Source organism: Priestia sp. SIMBA_032 (genome assembly GCF_046535215.1).
Taxonomy (GTDB): Bacteria; Bacillota; Bacilli; order Bacillales; family Bacillaceae_H; genus Priestia; species Priestia aryabhattai.
Map to the genome: position 1 here is coordinate 746261 of NZ_JAWRXD010000001.1, position 18482 is coordinate 764742.

At 38.5% G+C, this 18482-nt stretch carries 16 protein-coding genes and 1 pseudogene; 6 read left to right on the top strand and 11 right to left on the bottom strand.

Annotation, left to right across the window (positions count from 1 at the left end):
* Positions 1-10: 10 nt before the first annotated feature.
* Together SB717_RS03710 and SB717_RS03715 are read right to left on the bottom strand one after the other, a co-directional pair.
* Positions 11-1468 (bottom strand): zinc ribbon domain-containing protein, encoded by a 1458-nt coding sequence (locus SB717_RS03710; RefSeq protein ID WP_410903256.1) that lies wholly within the window; start codon positions 1466-1468, stop codon positions 11-13.
* A 64-nt stretch (positions 1469-1532) separates the two neighbouring features.
* Positions 1533-2444 carry a zinc ribbon domain-containing protein gene (locus SB717_RS03715; protein ID WP_410903257.1) on the bottom strand — a complete coding sequence of 304 codons (912 nt, stop codon included), beginning with the start codon at positions 2442-2444 and terminating at the stop codon, positions 1533-1535.
* A gap of 377 nt (positions 2445-2821) precedes the next feature.
* Here SB717_RS03715 and SB717_RS03720 point away from each other — a divergent pair, with 377 nt between their 5' ends.
* From SB717_RS03720 to SB717_RS03740, 5 genes and pseudogenes are all read left to right on the top strand, one after another.
* Entirely contained in the window at positions 2822-3526 is a 705-nt protein-coding gene (locus tag SB717_RS03720; RefSeq protein ID WP_074678744.1) for a DUF969 domain-containing protein, read from the top strand.
* On the top strand, positions 3527-4492 hold the full coding sequence (locus tag SB717_RS03725; protein WP_410903258.1) for a DUF979 domain-containing protein: 966 nt from the start codon (positions 3527-3529) through the stop codon (positions 4490-4492).
* A gap of 14 nt (positions 4493-4506) precedes the next feature.
* Positions 4507-5148, top strand: coding sequence for a pyroglutamyl-peptidase I (pcp, locus tag SB717_RS03730; protein ID WP_410903259.1), 642 nt, complete (start codon positions 4507-4509; stop codon positions 5146-5148).
* A 229-nt stretch (positions 5149-5377) separates the two neighbouring features.
* On the top strand, positions 5378-6112 hold the full coding sequence (locus SB717_RS03735; protein ID WP_144645574.1) for a flagellin N-terminal helical domain-containing protein: 735 nt from the start codon (positions 5378-5380) through the stop codon (positions 6110-6112).
* Between the two features lie 346 nt (positions 6113-6458).
* Positions 6459-6572: pseudogene (locus SB717_RS03740) on the top strand (flagellin); the annotation flags it as partial.
* A gap of 91 nt (positions 6573-6663) precedes the next feature.
* On the opposite strand, the gene SB717_RS03745 reads toward SB717_RS03740, so the two are convergent.
* From SB717_RS03745 to SB717_RS03760, 4 genes are all read right to left on the bottom strand, one after another.
* Positions 6664-7800, bottom strand: coding sequence for a class II histone deacetylase (locus tag SB717_RS03745; protein ID WP_410903260.1), 1137 nt, complete (start codon positions 7798-7800; stop codon positions 6664-6666).
* A gap of 46 nt (positions 7801-7846) precedes the next feature.
* Entirely contained in the window at positions 7847-8719 is an 873-nt protein-coding gene (locus SB717_RS03750; protein WP_340427401.1) for a carbon-nitrogen hydrolase, read from the bottom strand.
* A gap of 52 nt (positions 8720-8771) precedes the next feature.
* A complete protein-coding gene (locus SB717_RS03755; protein WP_410903261.1) occupies positions 8772-10151 on the bottom strand; it encodes an APC family permease in 1380 nt (459 codons plus the stop codon).
* 387 nt (positions 10152-10538) lie between these two features.
* Complete coding sequence (locus SB717_RS03760; RefSeq protein WP_410903263.1) at positions 10539-12983, bottom strand: sensor domain-containing protein; 2445 nt, start codon at positions 12981-12983, stop codon at positions 10539-10541.
* Positions 12984-13192: 209 nt separating this feature from the next.
* Between SB717_RS03760 and SB717_RS03765 the strand changes: the two genes are divergently transcribed.
* A complete protein-coding gene (locus tag SB717_RS03765) occupies positions 13193-13471 on the top strand; it encodes a hypothetical protein (protein WP_410903265.1) in 279 nt (92 codons plus the stop codon).
* 40 nt (positions 13472-13511) lie between these two features.
* On the opposite strand, the gene SB717_RS03770 is transcribed toward SB717_RS03765, so the two are convergent.
* The 5 genes from SB717_RS03770 to SB717_RS03790 form a co-directional block, all read right to left on the bottom strand.
* Positions 13512-14438 carry an NAD(P)/FAD-dependent oxidoreductase gene (locus SB717_RS03770; protein WP_410903266.1) on the bottom strand — a complete coding sequence of 309 codons (927 nt, stop codon included), beginning with the start codon at positions 14436-14438 and terminating at the stop codon, positions 13512-13514.
* A 48-nt stretch (positions 14439-14486) separates the two neighbouring features.
* The gene (folE, locus tag SB717_RS03775; RefSeq protein WP_045294699.1) at positions 14487-15131 is read right to left on the bottom strand and encodes a GTP cyclohydrolase I FolE; all 645 of its coding nucleotides are present in this window, start codon (positions 15129-15131) and stop codon (positions 14487-14489) included.
* A 57-nt stretch (positions 15132-15188) separates the two neighbouring features.
* The gene (locus SB717_RS03780) at positions 15189-17720 is read right to left on the bottom strand and encodes an EAL domain-containing protein (RefSeq protein ID WP_410903267.1); all 2532 of its coding nucleotides are present in this window, start codon (positions 17718-17720) and stop codon (positions 15189-15191) included.
* 279 nt (positions 17721-17999) lie between these two features.
* The gene (locus SB717_RS03785; protein ID WP_410903268.1) at positions 18000-18260 is read right to left on the bottom strand and encodes a hypothetical protein; all 261 of its coding nucleotides are present in this window, start codon (positions 18258-18260) and stop codon (positions 18000-18002) included.
* Positions 18253-18474, bottom strand: coding sequence for a hypothetical protein (locus tag SB717_RS03790; protein WP_144645594.1), 222 nt, complete (start codon positions 18472-18474; stop codon positions 18253-18255). The genes SB717_RS03785 and SB717_RS03790 overlap by 8 nt, the downstream gene beginning before the upstream one ends.
* Positions 18475-18482 lie beyond the last annotated feature (8 nt).

Sequence of the window (18482 nt, forward strand, 5' to 3'; positions counted from 1 at the left end):
TTATTAGCTTTTACTTTACTTCCGTTGAACTAATAAGCTGATAAACTCCCAAACTTCCATCAGATAATTCTTTTACTTTATGAATACTGTTGAATTTTTTGTATTTAACAGACCCGTCTCCGTACGAAATATCATACTCTTCTGTTGTATACACTTTATACATAGAGTCATCTAGTTTTGTTACTCTATTTACATTAAAGCTTAATAAATCTTCTGTTATTCCTTTTTTGATTAGGTAAGCGGTATAATCTTTTTGTTCCTTGTATTTTGGCCCGTTAGAATCGATATATGGCTCTGCAATAGAGAAGTCTCCACTGTTAATTGAGGAAATTGTAGCGTACATATATTGTTCAATAAAACTAGAAACTTCACTAGTAGATACTCCAGAATTGACTTCCGAACCTTTGTCCGTCGTCTCTTGATTCTTAGAAGGACCCGATGCTTTTGCCGTAGCTTCTGTCATATTTTCTTCATCAAAATTAAGCGCAACATCTTCCATGCCTTTTTTAATTGATACTTCTTCCGTTTTCTTTTCTCCATGTTTTGCGTATAGTTTTACTGAACCGTCCATTGGCAGTGGACCTAGATAATCAATATCGCTAATTTTTGTTTTGGTGCCTTTGCCATTAACGACCAGGGTCGCGTCATCATAATCTGAAGAGATGTATACTGCATTATCTGACCAATCAAACTCAACGTTTACATCTTCTCCGTTAGCGGCTTCAATCTCTTGTTCGTTTTCAACTTTTCCGTAATCATTTTGCACTTCACCTTTTAATGTATGTGTACCAGGTAAAAATGGTCCAATCTTTTTAGAAGAGTCACTGCTTACCGTTCCAGCTTTTTGACCGTCAATATATACTACTGTCGCATCTTCTGTAGACTGAGCTTTTGCATATACAGGGTTTATTTGTACCGTGTAATGATCAAAGATTCCCCACTTCTTTCCGTCTTGTTCTAATTTAGCGTATGAAGAGTGATCTTCGTTTGGAACTCCTGCTTCAAGCGCTCTGCTATCTGCCGCTAACCCTTCAGAGATTGATTTCATTACATCCGGATTTTCGTGCAGATATGTAATAAATGATTTTGTTTGCTCATCGTTGGCTTCTAATTGAATTTGACCATCATTTACATATTTTTTTACTTTATCAACATCATTACCCTTTACTGAAGCAATAAATTTTTCTGACACGGCTTTAGGCGCCATCATTGTTTTATCTATTCCGTAATAAGCGCCTCCAAGTATAGCAGCTGCTGCTATAACTGAAATCGCAATAATCTTTGTTTTTTTATTCGGAGGTTTTACCGATTCTCTCTCTTCCTCTACTGAAGCTGATGCGGGTTCTACGTAACGCTGTGATTTTGCTCCTTGGCTAGAAGTCTCTTTTCTTTCGACGGGATGTCCACACTCTGGACAAAATTGATGCTCATTTGTTAACTGATGGCCGCACTCTCTGCAATATCCCAATTTCTACACTCCTTTTTTATGATGGTATGAAAAAGCACCGCTGTGCACGATGCTTTCTGCCGACTTAAAATAAATCATTTAATTCACTGCTGTTTCCCATTCTTGTAATAATGGTTTTGGCTTCTTCTCCTAAACCATTCGCAATGAACGTCAGCACAATCGTAATGACTATATACACAATAAGAGTGCTATAGATACGATCAAGCCCATTTGTTCCGCTTGGCTTAAAGCTAGCAATAGTAAATGGAACCACAAGGAAAATGCTTAACAAACCGAAATTCATAAAATAAGAGAAGTATTCAACATGGAGAAATGCAAGCACAAGCCCAATTAAAAGAAGAGCTGTTGGAATAATTAAAAACGTGCCAAAGCGTGAGAAGAATTCTTTAAAAGAAACGTCTACTTTTCCAAACTTTGCTGCAACATATGTTGCTCCAATAATAACCGCAAGTCCAATAAAAATGAAAATCCCTTGTTTAAAGACGAAATCTGTAAAATTAAAGTGAATGATGCTGTTAATATCTGTGGCTTTTATCAAATCAACGCCTGTATTAAAATCCTCCATGTCGGATGGCGCCAGCTCTTCACTGATAATAGGAAGCTTGAACATGCTTCGAACAAATTGAATCAACAATAGCTTCCAGCCTACATACAGCATAATAGGTATACTAAGAGCATAAAGAATGACTGTAATAAGAGCATTAACAAATTGGCTTTCATCTGCTGCTTGTGCTGTAGCTGTTGGATTTTTAATTCCTTCTGCAAAATAACTGAAAAATGATTTCGACACCTTTTTCGCCTGACGAACACGCTGATTAGGTTGTTGAGGCGCATACGCTGTTTGCGGCTGAGGTTGAGGCTGATATTCAGATGCTGCTGCCGTCTGGCTTACAGCTGCCTCTTCTTGTAATTTATGACCGCATTTCACGCAAAACTTTCCGCCATCATTAAAATGGCCGCAATTTGAACAATTCAAATGCTCCTTCCTCCTTCAATATATTGTTTAAAATATAGTTATATAGATTTACCTGTGTGTGTAATCTATATAATTCTATACTCACATCTTTTAGAATTATACACCATTTCTGGTATTTTAGGAGAGGTGTTTTCAGCAGATCAGCTTAAAAAATTTCTACCCAAACTTCTTCGCCGAATTCTTTCTTTTATTTCTACATGCAAGTTGTATATAAACCTTCCTTTTATACTTTTAGTTCACTAATAAAACTATTTTATATCTTAACTGTCTTGTTTTAATTTTCAGAATTGTTTATACTCAAAACATCTTTGCTTTTTTAGAAAAACAATGGAGGTGACTTTGCAGCACGGTCTATACATACTGGAGGGGGATTTTTTATGTTGAAATTAATTGGGGTTTTGCTAGTGGCAGTGGGGTTTTTATTTCGTTTAAACACGCTGCTTGTGGTAACTGTTGCAGGCATCGTAACTGGTCTTGTATCAGGCTTGTCACTGCATGAAGTGATTACGATGTTCGGCCAGTTCTTTGTCGATAACCGCTATATGTCTATGGCTATTTTACTTACTCTTCCTATCTTTGGCGTGTTAGAAAAATACGGGTTAAAGGAACAAGCGGAAGTGCTGATTAAAAAAGCGAAAAACGCTTCTTCTGGAAATGTTTTACTTATATATCTTTTTATCCGTGAAATTTCAGCCGCAGTCGGCTTAAATATCGGAGGACATGCTCAATCCGTGCGTCCGTTAGTGGCACCTATGTCTGAAGGTGCAGCTCGTGCCAAGTACGGAGAGCTTCCGCCTAAAGTAAAAGAAGATATTCGCGCTCACGCAGCCGCGGCTGAAAATACGGGCTGGTTTTTCGGGGAAGATATCTTTATCGCAACGGGTGGAATTCTTTTAATGAAAGGTTTCTTTGACTCAGTAGGCATTCACGTTGACGTCTGGGATATGGCGCTTTGGGGTATTCCAACAGCCATCGCAGCGCTGCTGATCAGCGCCATTCGTTTCCGTCAGTTAGACCGACGTATTCACAGAAAAATGATGAAGCACAAACCAACACCATCTTCAAAGACGGAGGCTAGTTAAATGAAAAGCATCCTAACGCTTGATACGATTTACTACTTACTCGGTATTATTGTTGCTTTTATCGCGATTCGAATCGCACGCGACCACAACCATCCTAATCGTTTAGGGTCTTCTCTATTCTGGGCACTGTTTTCTATTACGTTTTTATTTGGCAATGTGATTCCGCCTTTTTATATAGGATGTTTAGTCATTATCATGGTGCTGCTTGCTTCATTTAACCGCGTAACCAAATCCAATGAAGCGGAAACACCTGCTGAAGAACGAGTAGCTCACGCACAGCGATTAAAAAACAAAATCTTTGTGCCAGCTTTATTTATTCCTATTTTTACGATTATCGGTACTCTTCTTTTTGGCAAAATTAAATTTGGAAACTGGGCTTTAATTGACCCAGAAAAAGTCACGTTAATTTCACTGGCAATCGCAGCTGTCATTGCGTTTATCGCTTCAATGGGCGTCACCAAAGCAAAAATGGACGTACCTGTTAAAGAAGGAAGCCGCTTGCTTCAAGCCGTCGGCTGGGCAGTTATTTTACCGCAAATGCTGGCAGCGCTTGGCGGCATCTTTTCAAAATCAGGTGTTGGAACAGTCGTTTCGGATATTGTAAGTGATATTCTTCCGACTAACTATGCGTTTGTTGCTGTGCTTGCTTACTGCTTGGGAATGCTGCTATTTACGATTGTAATGGGAAATGCGTTTGCTGCGTTTGCCGTTATTACTGGAGGTATTGGACTTCCGCTGATTGTACATATGCACGGAGGAAATCCAGCCATTATGGCCGCTCTAGGGATGTTTGCTGGCTACTGTGGAACGCTGTTAACACCAATGGCAGCCAACTTTAACATAGTACCTGCTATGCTGCTTGAATTAAAAGACAAAAACGCCGTAATTAAAGCTCAGGTGCCAATTGCGCTATCCGTTTTTGTTGTTAATACGTTATTAATGTACTACCTTGTATATCACTTTTAAAGGAGACTAGTAGAATGACAACTGTATTACTAACTGGCTTTGAACCGTTTGAAGGTGAAAGTATTAACCCGTCTTTAGAAGCTGTAAAAGCTTTAGACGGTGTAGCTGTTGAAGATTATCATATTATCGCTAAACCTCTTCCTACTGTGTTTGGTGAATCGCTCGCAAAGCTTCATACGTATATAGAAGAAATTAGCCCTGCCATCGTCATTTGCGTTGGACAAGCAGGCGGCCGGGAAGGAATTACGATCGAACGCGTTTCTATTAACGTAGACGACGCCCGAATTCCTGACAACATCGGCCAGCAGCCTATTGACCGCCCTATTCTCCAAAACGGTCCTGCCGCGTACTTTTCGACACTGCCAATTAAAGCTGCTGTCGAAAACCTGCGCCAAGCAGGCATTCCAAGCAGCGTCTCTCAAACCGCTGGAACGTTTGTCTGTAACCACGTGTTTTATGGACTTATGAACATGATTCAAAACTGTTGTATTAAAGGCGGATTTGTTCATATCCCTTACCTTCCTGAACAAGCTGTGAATCACCCAGGGAAGGCGAGTATGTCGTTGGATTTGATTAGGCAGGGATTGCTGTCTATAGTAAAAACCACAATCGTAACTGAGGATGACATTTTAATTTCAGGCGGAGCTACTCATTAATGCTAAAAACCAGTTCGTGTAGAGAACTGGTTTTTCTTTTTATACATGCACAAATTTTTTATTTAATAAATTAATAGAAAGTATAAACAACCTCTCCTCTCAGTCGATATATAGTATGAACATATTTCCCAAAGATGTTCAATTGTTTTTATCCCGTTTCAAAGCGGGACACTTCTTGCATACAAGGATGTAAGCCAAGAAGTAAAACCATTATACGGAGGTAAGGAAAATGAGAATTAATCACAACATTACAGCTTTAAACACGTACCGCCAATACAACACAGCCAACAATGCACAAGCAAAATCTATGGAGAAATTATCTTCAGGTCAGCGCATTAACAACGCGGCTGATGATGCAGCGGGTCTTGCAATTTCTGAGAAAATGCGCGGGCAGATTCGCGGATTGGATCAAGCTTCTCGTAATGCTCAGGATGGAGTATCAATGATCCAAACTGGTGAAGGTGCGTTAAATGAAACACACTCTATTTTACAACGTGTTCGTGAACTAGCTGTTCAATCAAGTAGTGACACTAACACTGCAGATGACAGAGCTGAAATTCAAAAAGAAGTTACTGACTTAATTGGTGAAGTTGATAGAATTGCTACCGATACAGAGTTTAATACTCAAAAATTATTAGACGGTACAGGTGGAGCTGGAGCTGATGGGAAGTTTACTTTTCAAATTGGGGCTAACAAAGATCAAAAAATTGATGTAACTTTCGCTAAAATGGACTCAGCTAGTTTAGGAATTGACGGTATTGATTTAAGTGCAGATGCCCCTACATCTACTGCTGCAATTGATACAATCGATAAAGCAATTAAAAGTGTTTCAGATGAACGTGCTCAACTTGGTGCTAAACAAAATCGTTTGGATCACACAATTAACAACCTAAGCACATCATCAGAAAACCTAACAGCTGCAGAATCACGTATCCGTGACGTAGATTATGCTTTAGCTGCCTAAGCAGCAACAAGCACAGTCGTCCTAGCTGGTAACGGCTAGTGAGCATAATTGGGTGAATTGCTGGAAACCCCTGAGAGCTTTTCTTACCACAGCGTAGTTGGAAACGACAGGCGTAACGGTTTGAAAAAAGAAAAGATTGGACAATCAGCAGCTAAGCTCCTGTGAGGAAACTCTGGAGAAAGTTCAACGACTAAGATAGACCGTCTAAGGCAGCTTGCTAAGGCGATGAAATCTGTAGGATATAAATAATTCTGTTCCGCTTATTTATATTCGAAGCGCCCAACCCCTACCTTTTTAAGAGGGTGAAGATATAGTCTAGTCATTTGTCAAAGCAAATGTTCGCACGATGGCGAAAGAGATGATGGAACAAACAAAGAATTCAATTTTATCTCAAGCTTCTCAAGCTATGCTAAGTCAAGCTAACCAACAACCGCAAAACGTACTTCAATTGTTACGTTAATTGGTATTTTAAAAGAGTCTCCGTTACGGAGACTCTTTTTTATCATGTGATCTCATTTATTTGTTCCTAACATATTAACGCTGTTAATTGCTTAGATATCCTCTTCATAACAAAAGCTTTCCTTCTCAGCAAATCCCCAAAAACTTTTCTGATAGTTTATAACGTTATCTATCGCTTCGAATAAAGCAGGTGGTGTATTTCTTTGCGGCAAAACGTGCGGATCTTTCCAGTTTACATCTACACCGGTAAGGCCTTCAATAACTCCCATGGTTGCAATCGGGAGGTATGCTAAGTTATACCCTCCTTCTTGTGCTACAATAAGCCTTCCTTCGCAATATGTTTCTGCTAATTCTCGCATTTTGCTTGCCATATATTTAAATCCTTCTCTTGTCACCATTAAACGAGAAATAGGATCCAAAGCATTTGCATCTTGGCCCGCTGATACTATGATAAGCTCAGGCCCAAATTGGCTAATAACTGGTGCAATGATAGATTCAAATACATATTGATAGCCTTCATCTCCAGTCAGGGGAGGCACTGGTATATTTATATTATATCCTTCCCCTTTTCCTTGTCCGACTTCGTGTACCTGACCAGATTCTAATGGAAAATATTCTGCCTCGTGAATAGAAATAACAAGTACGTCGGCACGTTCATAAAAGATGTCTTGCGTTCCGTTTCCGTGATGAACATCCCAATCCAAGATAACAACTCTTTTTAACCCGTAATGTTCAATTGCATAGGCAGCGCCTACAGCCACATTGTTATAAAAACAAAAGCCCATTGCTTGGTCTGAAGACGCATGATGCCCTGGCGGACGTATTTGAGCATAGACTTTTTTTGTCGTTTCACTTTCCATCACGGTATCTACTGCTTTCATAACGGCACCTGCGGATAGCCTCGCAATCCCTTCCGTTTCAGCAGATGCATATGCCTCAGGTCCAATCTCCCTTATTCCCGCTTTACATGCTTTTTGGACATGCTGGATATGTTTTTTAGTATGAACCCGACGTAAATCTTCCTCCGATGCTTCATAAGGTGATTGTCTAACTAAGTGATGTGCTAAGCCGCTTTTTTCAATCATTTCTTTGATCACATTCATCCGATGCTTGTTTTCAAACTCGTCACAAGGCTCTACTGTTTCTCCACCTTCAAATACATACTGAATCCTGCCGGTGTCATGGCGTAAAAATCGTTCATCCCAAATCCAGCTTGTTTTATGCATCATTCTGTTTTTCTCCTTTCTTTTTATCTTTTTATACTAGAAATCAAATTTATACATTTGAAGGTGTGCGGAATGCTTCTTTTCTTAATAATAATTCGTACGTATCTGGTCTTCTGTCACGCATAAACTGAAGCAAATTACGTGTTGAATCAATTTCTTTCAAGTCAACTTCTTGAATCAAAATTCCCTCTTCATCCGTTAAAGATTGTAGAATTTCTCCCATTGGATTGCTTACAAAGCTTCCTCCGTAAAAGGTCATCTCTTTTTCCGTTCCTACCCGGTTCACCGCAGCAACAAAGACTCCATTTGAAATACCATGTGCTGAAATAGCTTTCTCCCATGCGGGACGAGTTGAAAGTTCAGGATGATCAGGCTCTGAACCAATAGCAGAAGGATAAAAGAGAATATCCGCTCCTTGGAGGGATAAAATTCGTGCTACTTCTGGGAACCACTCATCCCAGCAAATTCCTACTCCAATTGTTCCATATTGCGTTTCATATACAGGATATCCCGTATTTCCTGGAACAAAATAATATTTTTCGTGATAGTTCGGCCCGTCAGGAATGTGGTTCTTTCTTGTAACTCCTAAGCAAGTTCCGTCTGCATCAAATACAGCTGCACTATTAAAATAAACGCCTCTAGCTGCTTTTTCATAAAAAGGCACGATTAGCACAACTTTCAAGTCTGCTGCAAGGTCTGCCATTTCTTTTAATACGGCGCTCTCTGCTGGTATAGCCAGCTCATACCCTGCCGGTGAAACACTTTGAGGGAAATACTGAGCATTAAATAGTTCTTGTAGACAAATAATTTGAGCTCCATTCGCCGCGGCTTCTTTAATTTTTGTAAACGTGTAGTTAATATTAGCTTCAACGCTTTCTTCACACTTAACTTGAATAAGACCAACTTTTACTGTTTCTTTCATTTTAATCTCTCCTCTTATGTTAGAAATTTCAGATAATTAATAACGTACTTTATCAAGATATATGTTCGGTTTTGAGTTGGTTTGGCTCTGTTTTTTCATCAAAAGTAAATTGCGGCGGTGCTTTTGTAAAAAATGACGTCTTGTATACTAGATAAATAAAGCCTATAACAACCCAAACACTCCCTAAGGAGATAGATTTTATATCTAAGCTTGTCCATAACCACACTGTAAAGGCTGCTCCAAGAATGGGACTGATTAAATAACGGCATGTGCCTTTAACATCTCTTTGTTTTCCCCGGATATAATAGTGAAAAATAACAGAGATATTTACAAATGTAAATGCAATTAACGCGCCAAAATTTATGAAGGAAGCAGCTGTAACTACGTCCATTGCAAGTGCACTTAATGAAAGTAACCCAATAAATACAACGTTTCGCGATGGTGTTTTATATTTTGGATGTATATATGCAAATAGTCTTTTAGGCAGCATGGATTCTCTGCCCATTGCATAAAGCAGCCGCGAAGCACTGGCGTGTGAAGAAATTCCTGATGCAATCGTTGAAGTAATAATTCCGGCAAGAAAAACGGATGAAAAGAGCGTTCCTCCAATATAAGCTGCTATTTCAAACGAAGCTGAATCTACAACTTTAAATGAATGATAGTTTGGATAAACAAGCTGAGTAATGTAGGAAACAAGTATAAAAAGTATTCCTCCTATAAATGCTACGAGAAAAATAGCCTTTGGTACATTCTTCTTTGGATCAACTGTTTCTTCAGATAGTGTAGTCACAGCATCAAATCCAAGAAAAGATAAACAAAGAATTGAAGCTCCTGCAAGAACAAAAGAAAAAGAATCCTCTGAGCCGAAAAGCTGTAAAGAAGAAAAGAACAAAAGATCACTTTCTCCTTCTATCATTTTCTTAATCGATAAGATAACAAATAGAGTTGTTACAAGAAATTGAAAAAGAACAAGTATTCCGTTCACTTTTGCTGTCATTTGAATACCAAACACGTTTATACAAGTGATGATAACAATAAAAAGTAGAATCCAAAGAGACGATGGAATAGACGGAAACGCAGCTGATAAAAAAGTTCCCGCTAACAAAAAATTAATCATTGGTAAAAAAAGATAATCTAAAAGCACAGACCAGCCGACGAGAAATCCTATGTGAGGACTTATAGACTTTTGAGTATACGTATAGGCAGAGCCTGATAAAGGATATTCTTTGGCCATATGCCCGTAGCTGTATGCGGTAAATAGCATCGCTGCAAGAGCAAGGACATACGCCATAGAAACCATGCCATGCGTAGTTTGAGCCACAACTCCATATGTAGTAAACACCGTCATTGGAGCCATATATGCAAGGCCTAAAATGACAAGTGATCGAAGCGTTAGCGTACGAACAAATGTAGCACTTGGCTTACCTTCCATCTTGTTTCCCCCATTCAACTAGTATAATTCTCATACACGCCCCCTTCTATTTTAATGCACATAAATGAATGACTATCATTCATTTATAGTTAATGTAATGGAAATTCATAAACAACAACAGAAGTAATGAATGACTATCATTCATTATTCTTCTATTATAATCGATAACTTTTTCTTTGTCTTCATTTTTGTCAGAATTTTTAACATATTTAATTTAACTATATATTCTATTTTATAACTTCCATGACTATCATTTATCAATCATCACTTTACTGCATCCCATCTCCCTGTGTATATCAAGTCCAATAAATGGTTCATCAAATTTGGACGCTTCGAAAACATATTCAAGCTTAAAAAAGTGATGTCTCGACGAGACATCACTTTTTTTTATAAAAATCGCATTTTTAAATATTCTGCGGTTTTTTGATGAGCCGCTGGTTGACTGACAATATATCCTTGAATAAATGAACATGCGTGCTTTTGTAAAAAAGCCAGCTGTTCTTTTGTTTCAATGCCTTCTGCGATCACTTTCATGTTAAGGGCATTCGCTAAATACAAAATGCTTTGTGTAATAGCCTGCTGCTTTCCTTTATCAGTAGCGTGTTGAATAAACGTTTTGTCGATTTTTAACGTGTTAAATTCGAAGTCTTTTAAGTGTGATAACGAAGAAAAGCCTGTGCCAAAATCATCTAATGCAAACGTTACACCAATTTTCTTTAATTCGTCTATGACTTTTTTTACGTGTTCTTCATACTGAATAATGGAGCTTTCCGTCACTTCAAATTCAATGAATGAAGGGTCGATGCTGTAACGAGCTAACGTTTGTTGAACGTGCTCTACAAATCCTCGTTTCAGCAAATGTTTAGACGAAACGTTAATCGAAACGGGCACGGTTTGTAATCCTTGATTTTTCCACTGCTGCAGCTGCTTGCACACATGCTCGATTACCCAGTCGCCGAGTTCGATAATTAAATGAGTTTCTTCTGCTAATGGAATAAAGTCTCCTGGTGATACGCGTCCCCATTCTGGATGATTCCAGCGAATTAACGCTTCGATGCTGTCAATCTCTCTGCTGTTTGTATGAACCTTTGGCTGATATTCAATAAAAAACTCATTTTGAAGAAGTGCGTTGCGCAGACCTTTTTCCAGATGATAGCTTTTATACGTCTCGCTGTCCATTAACGGTGAATACAGCTGCCAGTCGCTTCGCCCGATTTCTTTGGCACGACGCATAGCAAGGTTGGCATTCGTTAGTAGCATCTTCACATCTTCTCCGTCATGCGGGTAGATACTGATTCCGATACTGGCTGTGACATAGAGAGAAAAGTCGTCAATAGTAATTTCTTTTTCGATTTCTTGAAAAAGAGTAGCGGCTAGCTTTTGACATTCATTCATATGTGAAAGAGATAAAAAACAAATCGCAAGCTCGTCTTCTCCTACTCTAGCTAGCATCACATCTGGCGTTACGAACTTTTTTAACCGATTGGCGATAGACTGTAGCAGGCGATCGCCTACGTCGTGTCCTAATGTTTCATTAATATGCTTGAAGCGATTCATTCCTAGATAAAAGACCGCTAATGAATCTTTTTCTTTTTTCATTTGCCGAATGAAATTTTTTAATTCTCTTTCAAACTTTCTTCGATTTGGCAAGTTTGTCACATGATCATGAGCCGCAAGATATTCAACTTGATCCATGTACTTTTTTTCTGCAGTGATATCTTCAACAATGCCGTCTATGCGTACCAGCTTACCGTTCTCATCAAGTGTTGGAATGCATCGACCTTTTACCCATTTCATCTCACCCTTTTTAGTGTAGATCCGATACTGCTGACGAATCGTTTTTCCTTTTTGCAGCTGATGCTGCGCTTTTGCCACAGCTGGTTTATCTTCAGGGTGAATAAAGCTTTCCCACAGATCTCTATCTTCTAAAAATTTAATCACATCTTCTCCGTAAATATTGCTAACACCGTTTGAACATACAATCATTTTATTGCGCTGCACATCAACGGACCATATTCCGGCATCCAAATTGTTATAAATCGTTTGAAACTGCTGTTCTTTTTGCTTTAATTCATTCGTAATCACTTTCGATTCGGTAATATCATGAACTACGCCAATCAGCTGTATGACGTTTCCTTGCTCATCTACTAGTGCATCCGCTTGCTCAAACACCGTACGTTCTTCACCGTTTGGCCGTATCAGCGTGTATTCAATGTTATAGCTTTCTCCTGTTGAAAGTGCCTCTATAACTGCTTTTTCTAACCTTTTTTGATCACAGCCGCTGATAAATTGAAGAACTTCTTTTAAAGAAGGAGTAAAAAACTGATTAGGGTTTAATCCGCAAATATTATACAGCTGAGGTGACCAATAGCTTTTATCTTCCCCTACGTCGTAATACCAGCTTCCTACATTCGCAAGCTTTTGCTCCATTTTTAAATGCGTTTCTAATTTAGAAATGTGATTAGAGCGCTCTTGCTCTTTTGAATCATCTCGGCACACGGCATAGACTCCTGCTACTTGCTCATTTACGATAATAGGAATGAGAGTAATATATAAATGAAGTCCTTTTTTTGTTTTATGATTGATTGTCGTTGAAAAATGAACTTTTCCCCCTTTTAAAGCACGTTGAAAAAGCTCTTGGGCTTGCTGTTGTTTCGATTTATGTATAAGAGCTGTCAGCTGCTGGCTTTTTTGTTTATGCTCGTTTCCTGTTAGCTTGAAGGCTGCTTCGTTGCTAAACATGATATCCCCTTCACAGTTGATAAAAAAAATACCTTCACTGTATTCTTTTAAAAGCTGCGTGTTCAAACGATCAAGATGTTTCATGATCATGATCGACTGCTCCTTCTCCGTGTTTTTATCTGGCAAGGTCTCATGCTGCCTCCTTTTATCTATTTCTTCTATACTAGTAGAATAAGTTACATTTGACATATATTTTACCCTACTTTCCCCAAATGAGGAACATCTCAGGTGAAGATAGCCGAAAAGGTTTTTAAAGTCTTTTCCATTTGGTAAAATAAAACATATAAAGGAGGGATAGCGTGACGCAAAGTGCTAAAAAACATGATTTATTTTCTAAGGGTTCCTTTCAAACTGCTGCTTTTCTACTTCTTTTCTCGCCTCTTTTTACTCGTTTGTTTCAGCAGAACGTCTGGACGTATATAATGGTCGCTACTATCATGGTTCTCTTTAATTTCATTACCGAGTGTATTTTAGTAAAAAGAATCAGCGCTGCTCCGAAAAACTACATTGCTTTTTTCCAAACAATTTGTCTGCCTGTGAATGTACTTCTGCTATGTTTCTTTTACTATGTCACGTAAAAAAGCATCTATCAATTTGATAGATGCTTTTTTTATATTATCAATCATTCAAAAGGCTCGATACATGCTTGGCTACAATCGCTCCTTGACCGGCTGAAGAGCTGATACTAGAGAACAAAGGAGTCGTGCACGCGTCTCCAATTGCATAGATAGATGGGTCGCTGCTTTGATGCACTTCATTGATGACGATGAGCCCGCTTTGTGTAGTGGTGACTTTTTCTTTAATGAGTTCAACATTGGGAGCTACGCCTAGTCTGATCAGCACTGCGTCTACTGATAGGTTCTTACATTCACTGTTTTTACTTTTTAAATCGATCGATGTGATGTGATTCTTTCCGTGGATAGCCGTCACTTCGGTATCTGTCATCACCTTAACACTAGGATTGGAAAAAACCTTTTCAACGTATTGTTCTCTTGCTTTAAAATGCGTAGAACGATGAATCAGATATACTTCTTTTGCTTGTGATGCTAAAAGATGTGCTCCTTCAAACGCCCGGTCTCCTCCGCCAATGAGAGCAACTCTTTTACCTTTTAGCCGTTCTCCGTCTGCTGAAGCTGAATATACTTCTCCTCGGTCAATCATTTGCTGCTCACCCGGCACTCCGAGCCTTCGCTGACTAGAACCCGTTGCTAAAATAAGATACGTATAGCCAATTTCCTTTTCCGTTTCTTGCTGCTTTACTTTTACTGTTTTAGAACGTTCATTAATAGAAATTACTTTTGTATTTACTTCATATAAGCAGTCCATATCGATAAAATGCTGAACCATTTTACGCTGCATCTCAATTCCATTTTCCGCTTGTATTCCGGGATAATCAATAATCTCATTATAAATCGTAAACAGCTGTCCGCCTAACTGTGCCTGCTCTTCAAGAAGCAAGCACTCAACGCCTAGCCTTTTACACCACACGGCAGCAGAGATACCAGCGGGCCCTCCGCCAATAATCAGTACGTCAACGTGTTGCATACAGCTCACCTCGCTTCTGCTTCTCAGCTTATATGGCTTTGTGTTTCTTTACATTTGTCGCTGTAAAAGAGATAAAAATTCTCCTCGAACTTCTGGTTTTTCCATAAATGTTCCTCGAACGGATGAAGTCGCTGTAGAAGCTGAAGATTTTTTAATTCCTCTTCCGCACATGCACATATGCTTCGCTTCAATAACCACCATAACTCCTTTAGGCTCTAACACCTCTTCAATTGCATCTGCAATTTCATTTGTTAGACGTTCTTGAACTTGAAATCTCTTTGCATATCCTTCTACCGTACGAGCGATTTTAGACAAACCTGTAATTTTTTTATCCGGTATATACCCAACGTGAGCAACACCAAAGAACGGCGCAAAGTGATGTTCACACATTGAATGAAACTCGATATCTCGTATCAACACCAGTTCGTTGTGATTCACATCGAATGTTTTTTCTAAATGAGCTTTCGGATCTTCTCGGTAGCCTTCCGTGTATTCCAAAAATGCCTTTAACACGCGGTAAGGCGTCTCTTCAAGGCCGTCTCTTTCCGGATTATCTCCGCATAAATCGATCAGTTCTTTCACTGCATTCATAAATGTGTCAGCTTGACCTATTTTTTTATCTATTTCAGTTGAATTTGTTCCTACTGTTTCTAAAAATTTTTGAGCAATTAAATTTTGTGTACTAAGTGCCATCTTTTTATGTCCTCTTCCCTTTTCTTAGTAAGTTTATTTTCAAATGATGGTTTTACTTCAGCTATTTAAAAAAGCTGCTTCAAAATCTTTTGCAGCAAGAGGCTTGCTAAACAAGTATCCCTGCATATGATCACAGCCATTTTCCATTAAAAACGCTTTTTGATACTCTTCTTCTACACCTTCCGCGATTACCTGCAGCTTTAAGCTTTGAGATAAGCTGATAATCGCCTGCGCAATTTCACTGTTGCTGTAATCTTCTTGAATATCCTGGATAAAAGACCGGTCGATTTTCAAACAATCGATGGGTAATTTTTTTAAATAACTCAACGAAGAATATCCAGTTCCAAAATCATCGATAGAAATTGATATACCATACTTTTTTAACAGATGTAAAGCTTTAATCGTTTCTTCCGCGTTCATCAGCAATGTACTTTCCGTAATTTCCATTTCAAACCAAGCAGGATCAAATTTATGGAGCGAAAGAAATTGGTTGATTTCTTTAACTAAAACAATCGAATCTTGAAATTGTCGCGGAGAAAAGTTAACCGCCAGCGTCATTTTTTCGTTTCGGTCCTTGTTCCATTTGCTGACTTGGGAACAAGCTTTCTTCATGACAACTTCCCATAGAGACTGAATCAAACCCGCTTCTTCTGCTATAGGGATAAACACTTCGGGAGAAACAAATCCAAGCTCTGCGTCATTCCAGCGAACTAATGCTTCTACGCCGGTGATTACATTGCACTTCGCTTCTATTTTCGGCTGATAGTAAACGTCAATGTCACCTTTTTGAATTGCTTTTCGCAAGCGCGTTTCGATGTGAACTTTTTCAGCTTGTTTTTGATTTAACGAATCATGATAAATACTTACTTTGCTGCCGCCTTGTCTTTTTGAAGCATACATGGCGACATCTGCGTACGTGATAAGCGTGTCCAAATTCGTAGAGTGCTCCGGATAAAAGCTTAACCCGCTACTGATACTAACAAAAACTTCATCATTGTCAATGTAGCAGGGCTGTTGAACATAAGCAATAATCTTCTCGGTGATACGTTCAACTTCTTCCGATGTAAAGTCACTGAATAAAATGACAAACTCGTCTCCTCCTTGCCTTGTAAGAAAGCTGTTAGCAGGAGGCAGACATTCTTTAATACGGTTGGCTATCAGCTGTATAAGCTGATCTCCTTTTGAATGCCCTAGCGTGTCATTAATATCTTTAAACCGGTCTATATCCATAAATAACACGGCTACGTGACGAATGGACTTTTCCTTCGACTCAATTAAGCGCCTGTTTAATTCTTCTTTAAAATATCTTCTGTTCGGCAATCCTGTCAAAAAGTCGTGGTACGCATGATACTCACTTTCTTCCTGACTTTTCTTTAAATCGTCCACATATGTTTTTAAAAAGTGAGAAAGGTGGTTGATATTTGCCACAAGTCCTCCCAGCTCATCTTTTCTTCTTACATTCAGCACCTTGCCAAAATTGCCTTTGGCGATTTGATTTACGTGCTCCATAATATGTTTAATTGGCCGCGTAATCGATGTAGAGAAGACAAAGCTGATAATAAGAACAATAAAGATAAACGGAAGAGACAACAGTAAATGTTTGATTAGTTCTTGCTGCAGCTCTTTTTCAATAAGTCCGTAGTCATACACTACGCCTATTACATAAGCTGGAGAGTTTTTTTCTTTAATCGGCACCAATGTTTTTAATACTTTTTTATGGTTAATGGCAGCAGTATAGCTTTGTGATTTTCCTGTTTTTAAGGCTTTTTGAATAAACTGTTCGTCACGTTTAGTATTTCGATACGTGTATGTTCCGTACCAAATCGGCTGATCTTTTATTTTAATATATTTATTGCCGTTTAAATATACGTTTTGATTTTTTCTTCCGAAATTTTTAGGATTAAAAACGGTCAGTTCAAGAACGCCGTCAAGATTTTCAGTAAAGCGGTTCATTACGTTCGTAGGACCAAATTTCCTTTCAAAATCCAGCACATGCTTATCACGAAAATAAGGGTTAATAATATAATTAGTAGACCCGTCGTAATAATAACCCCATTTGTCAATGTGATTAGGGTTGCTGGAAGCTATTTCAATCGGCCCGCTCCAAAAGTGAGATAAAGCAAATCCTTTTTTGGTAGTAACCGGCTGCTGTGAAAGAAGCTGCTGGAAAGATGTATACCAATAGCCCCACTCTTTGGTGGACATATTGATTTCCTTAGGATCAGAAGATTTTACGCCTATAATATCGTCTCCTGCAGGAGCTAATAATGTAATGTGAGATATCATCAGTTTTTTAGCCAGTTGTTTTAACTGGTCGTTGCTGATGTCATGATAATCAGCAGGCAAAGACTGTTGAATCGCAATTGAAGCCGTTCGTAATTCTTGTGCCATTCGATCTTCCATATAGGAAGCACTATTTTTGGAATTTTCGACTTCGTACGCAATTTCTTCTGTTACCAGCGTAATTTCCTTTTGGTTAAACTCTATTAATCTATTTTTTGATCGAATGTAGTGCAAGGTGTTATTTGCTAGTAGAATACACAATACCAGCAAAGTAAAGAATACGGACAACTTTTTCTTTATCGACACTAGTGACGGCCTCCTGTTTAAAGAACTGATCCGACAGTTTTAAAACCTGCCTATATGCTCTAGCTTTACATCGGATACAATTCTTCAATTTCCACAAAAAAAGAATGAACTCATGCAAAAAACCAACCGCTTTGGTTGGCTCTATTCTTAACTAATTATAAAACATATTAAATAAATACTTTTATTTACATGGGTAGAACAAATTTGTATTACTATAATATTTTAACTTCTTTTTTCAAAATATCAATGCGTAAAATTTAACTTTCTTTATCCCTGCTGTTACTTTTTAAACTTCTTTAACATTCGGTGATACCAATAGATTCCCGCTCCCGTTAGTAAAATAATCGTTTCCCACTGATGCGGTAAAAACTTCAGCAGCCATATAGACATGATAATAGTAGCTACCGTTAAGTTACTCAGCCACTGTTCTCGGCTTAGCTTTTTCCTATTCATCACCACCGCCACATAACCAATAGGTGGTGCAAAAAAGCACAGCAGCAGCAGAAATTTTTCTGAACGGTGCCAAGGCTGTTTATTCATTTTTTTCACTTTTTCTATTTAAAATGAACTGATAGCCAAACGTCACAATGATTCCTGTCCAAAACACCGAGAGCGACGACATTAACTCGGCACCATTATAGGAATGCATTATTATGTTCACAAAAAGCAAGGATAAAAGGATATAAAAACCTGCCGACACAGCTTTATTCCAATTTTGATGCTCCCGTTTAGAAGCATCTTTAAACAACTTCATCGAAACTC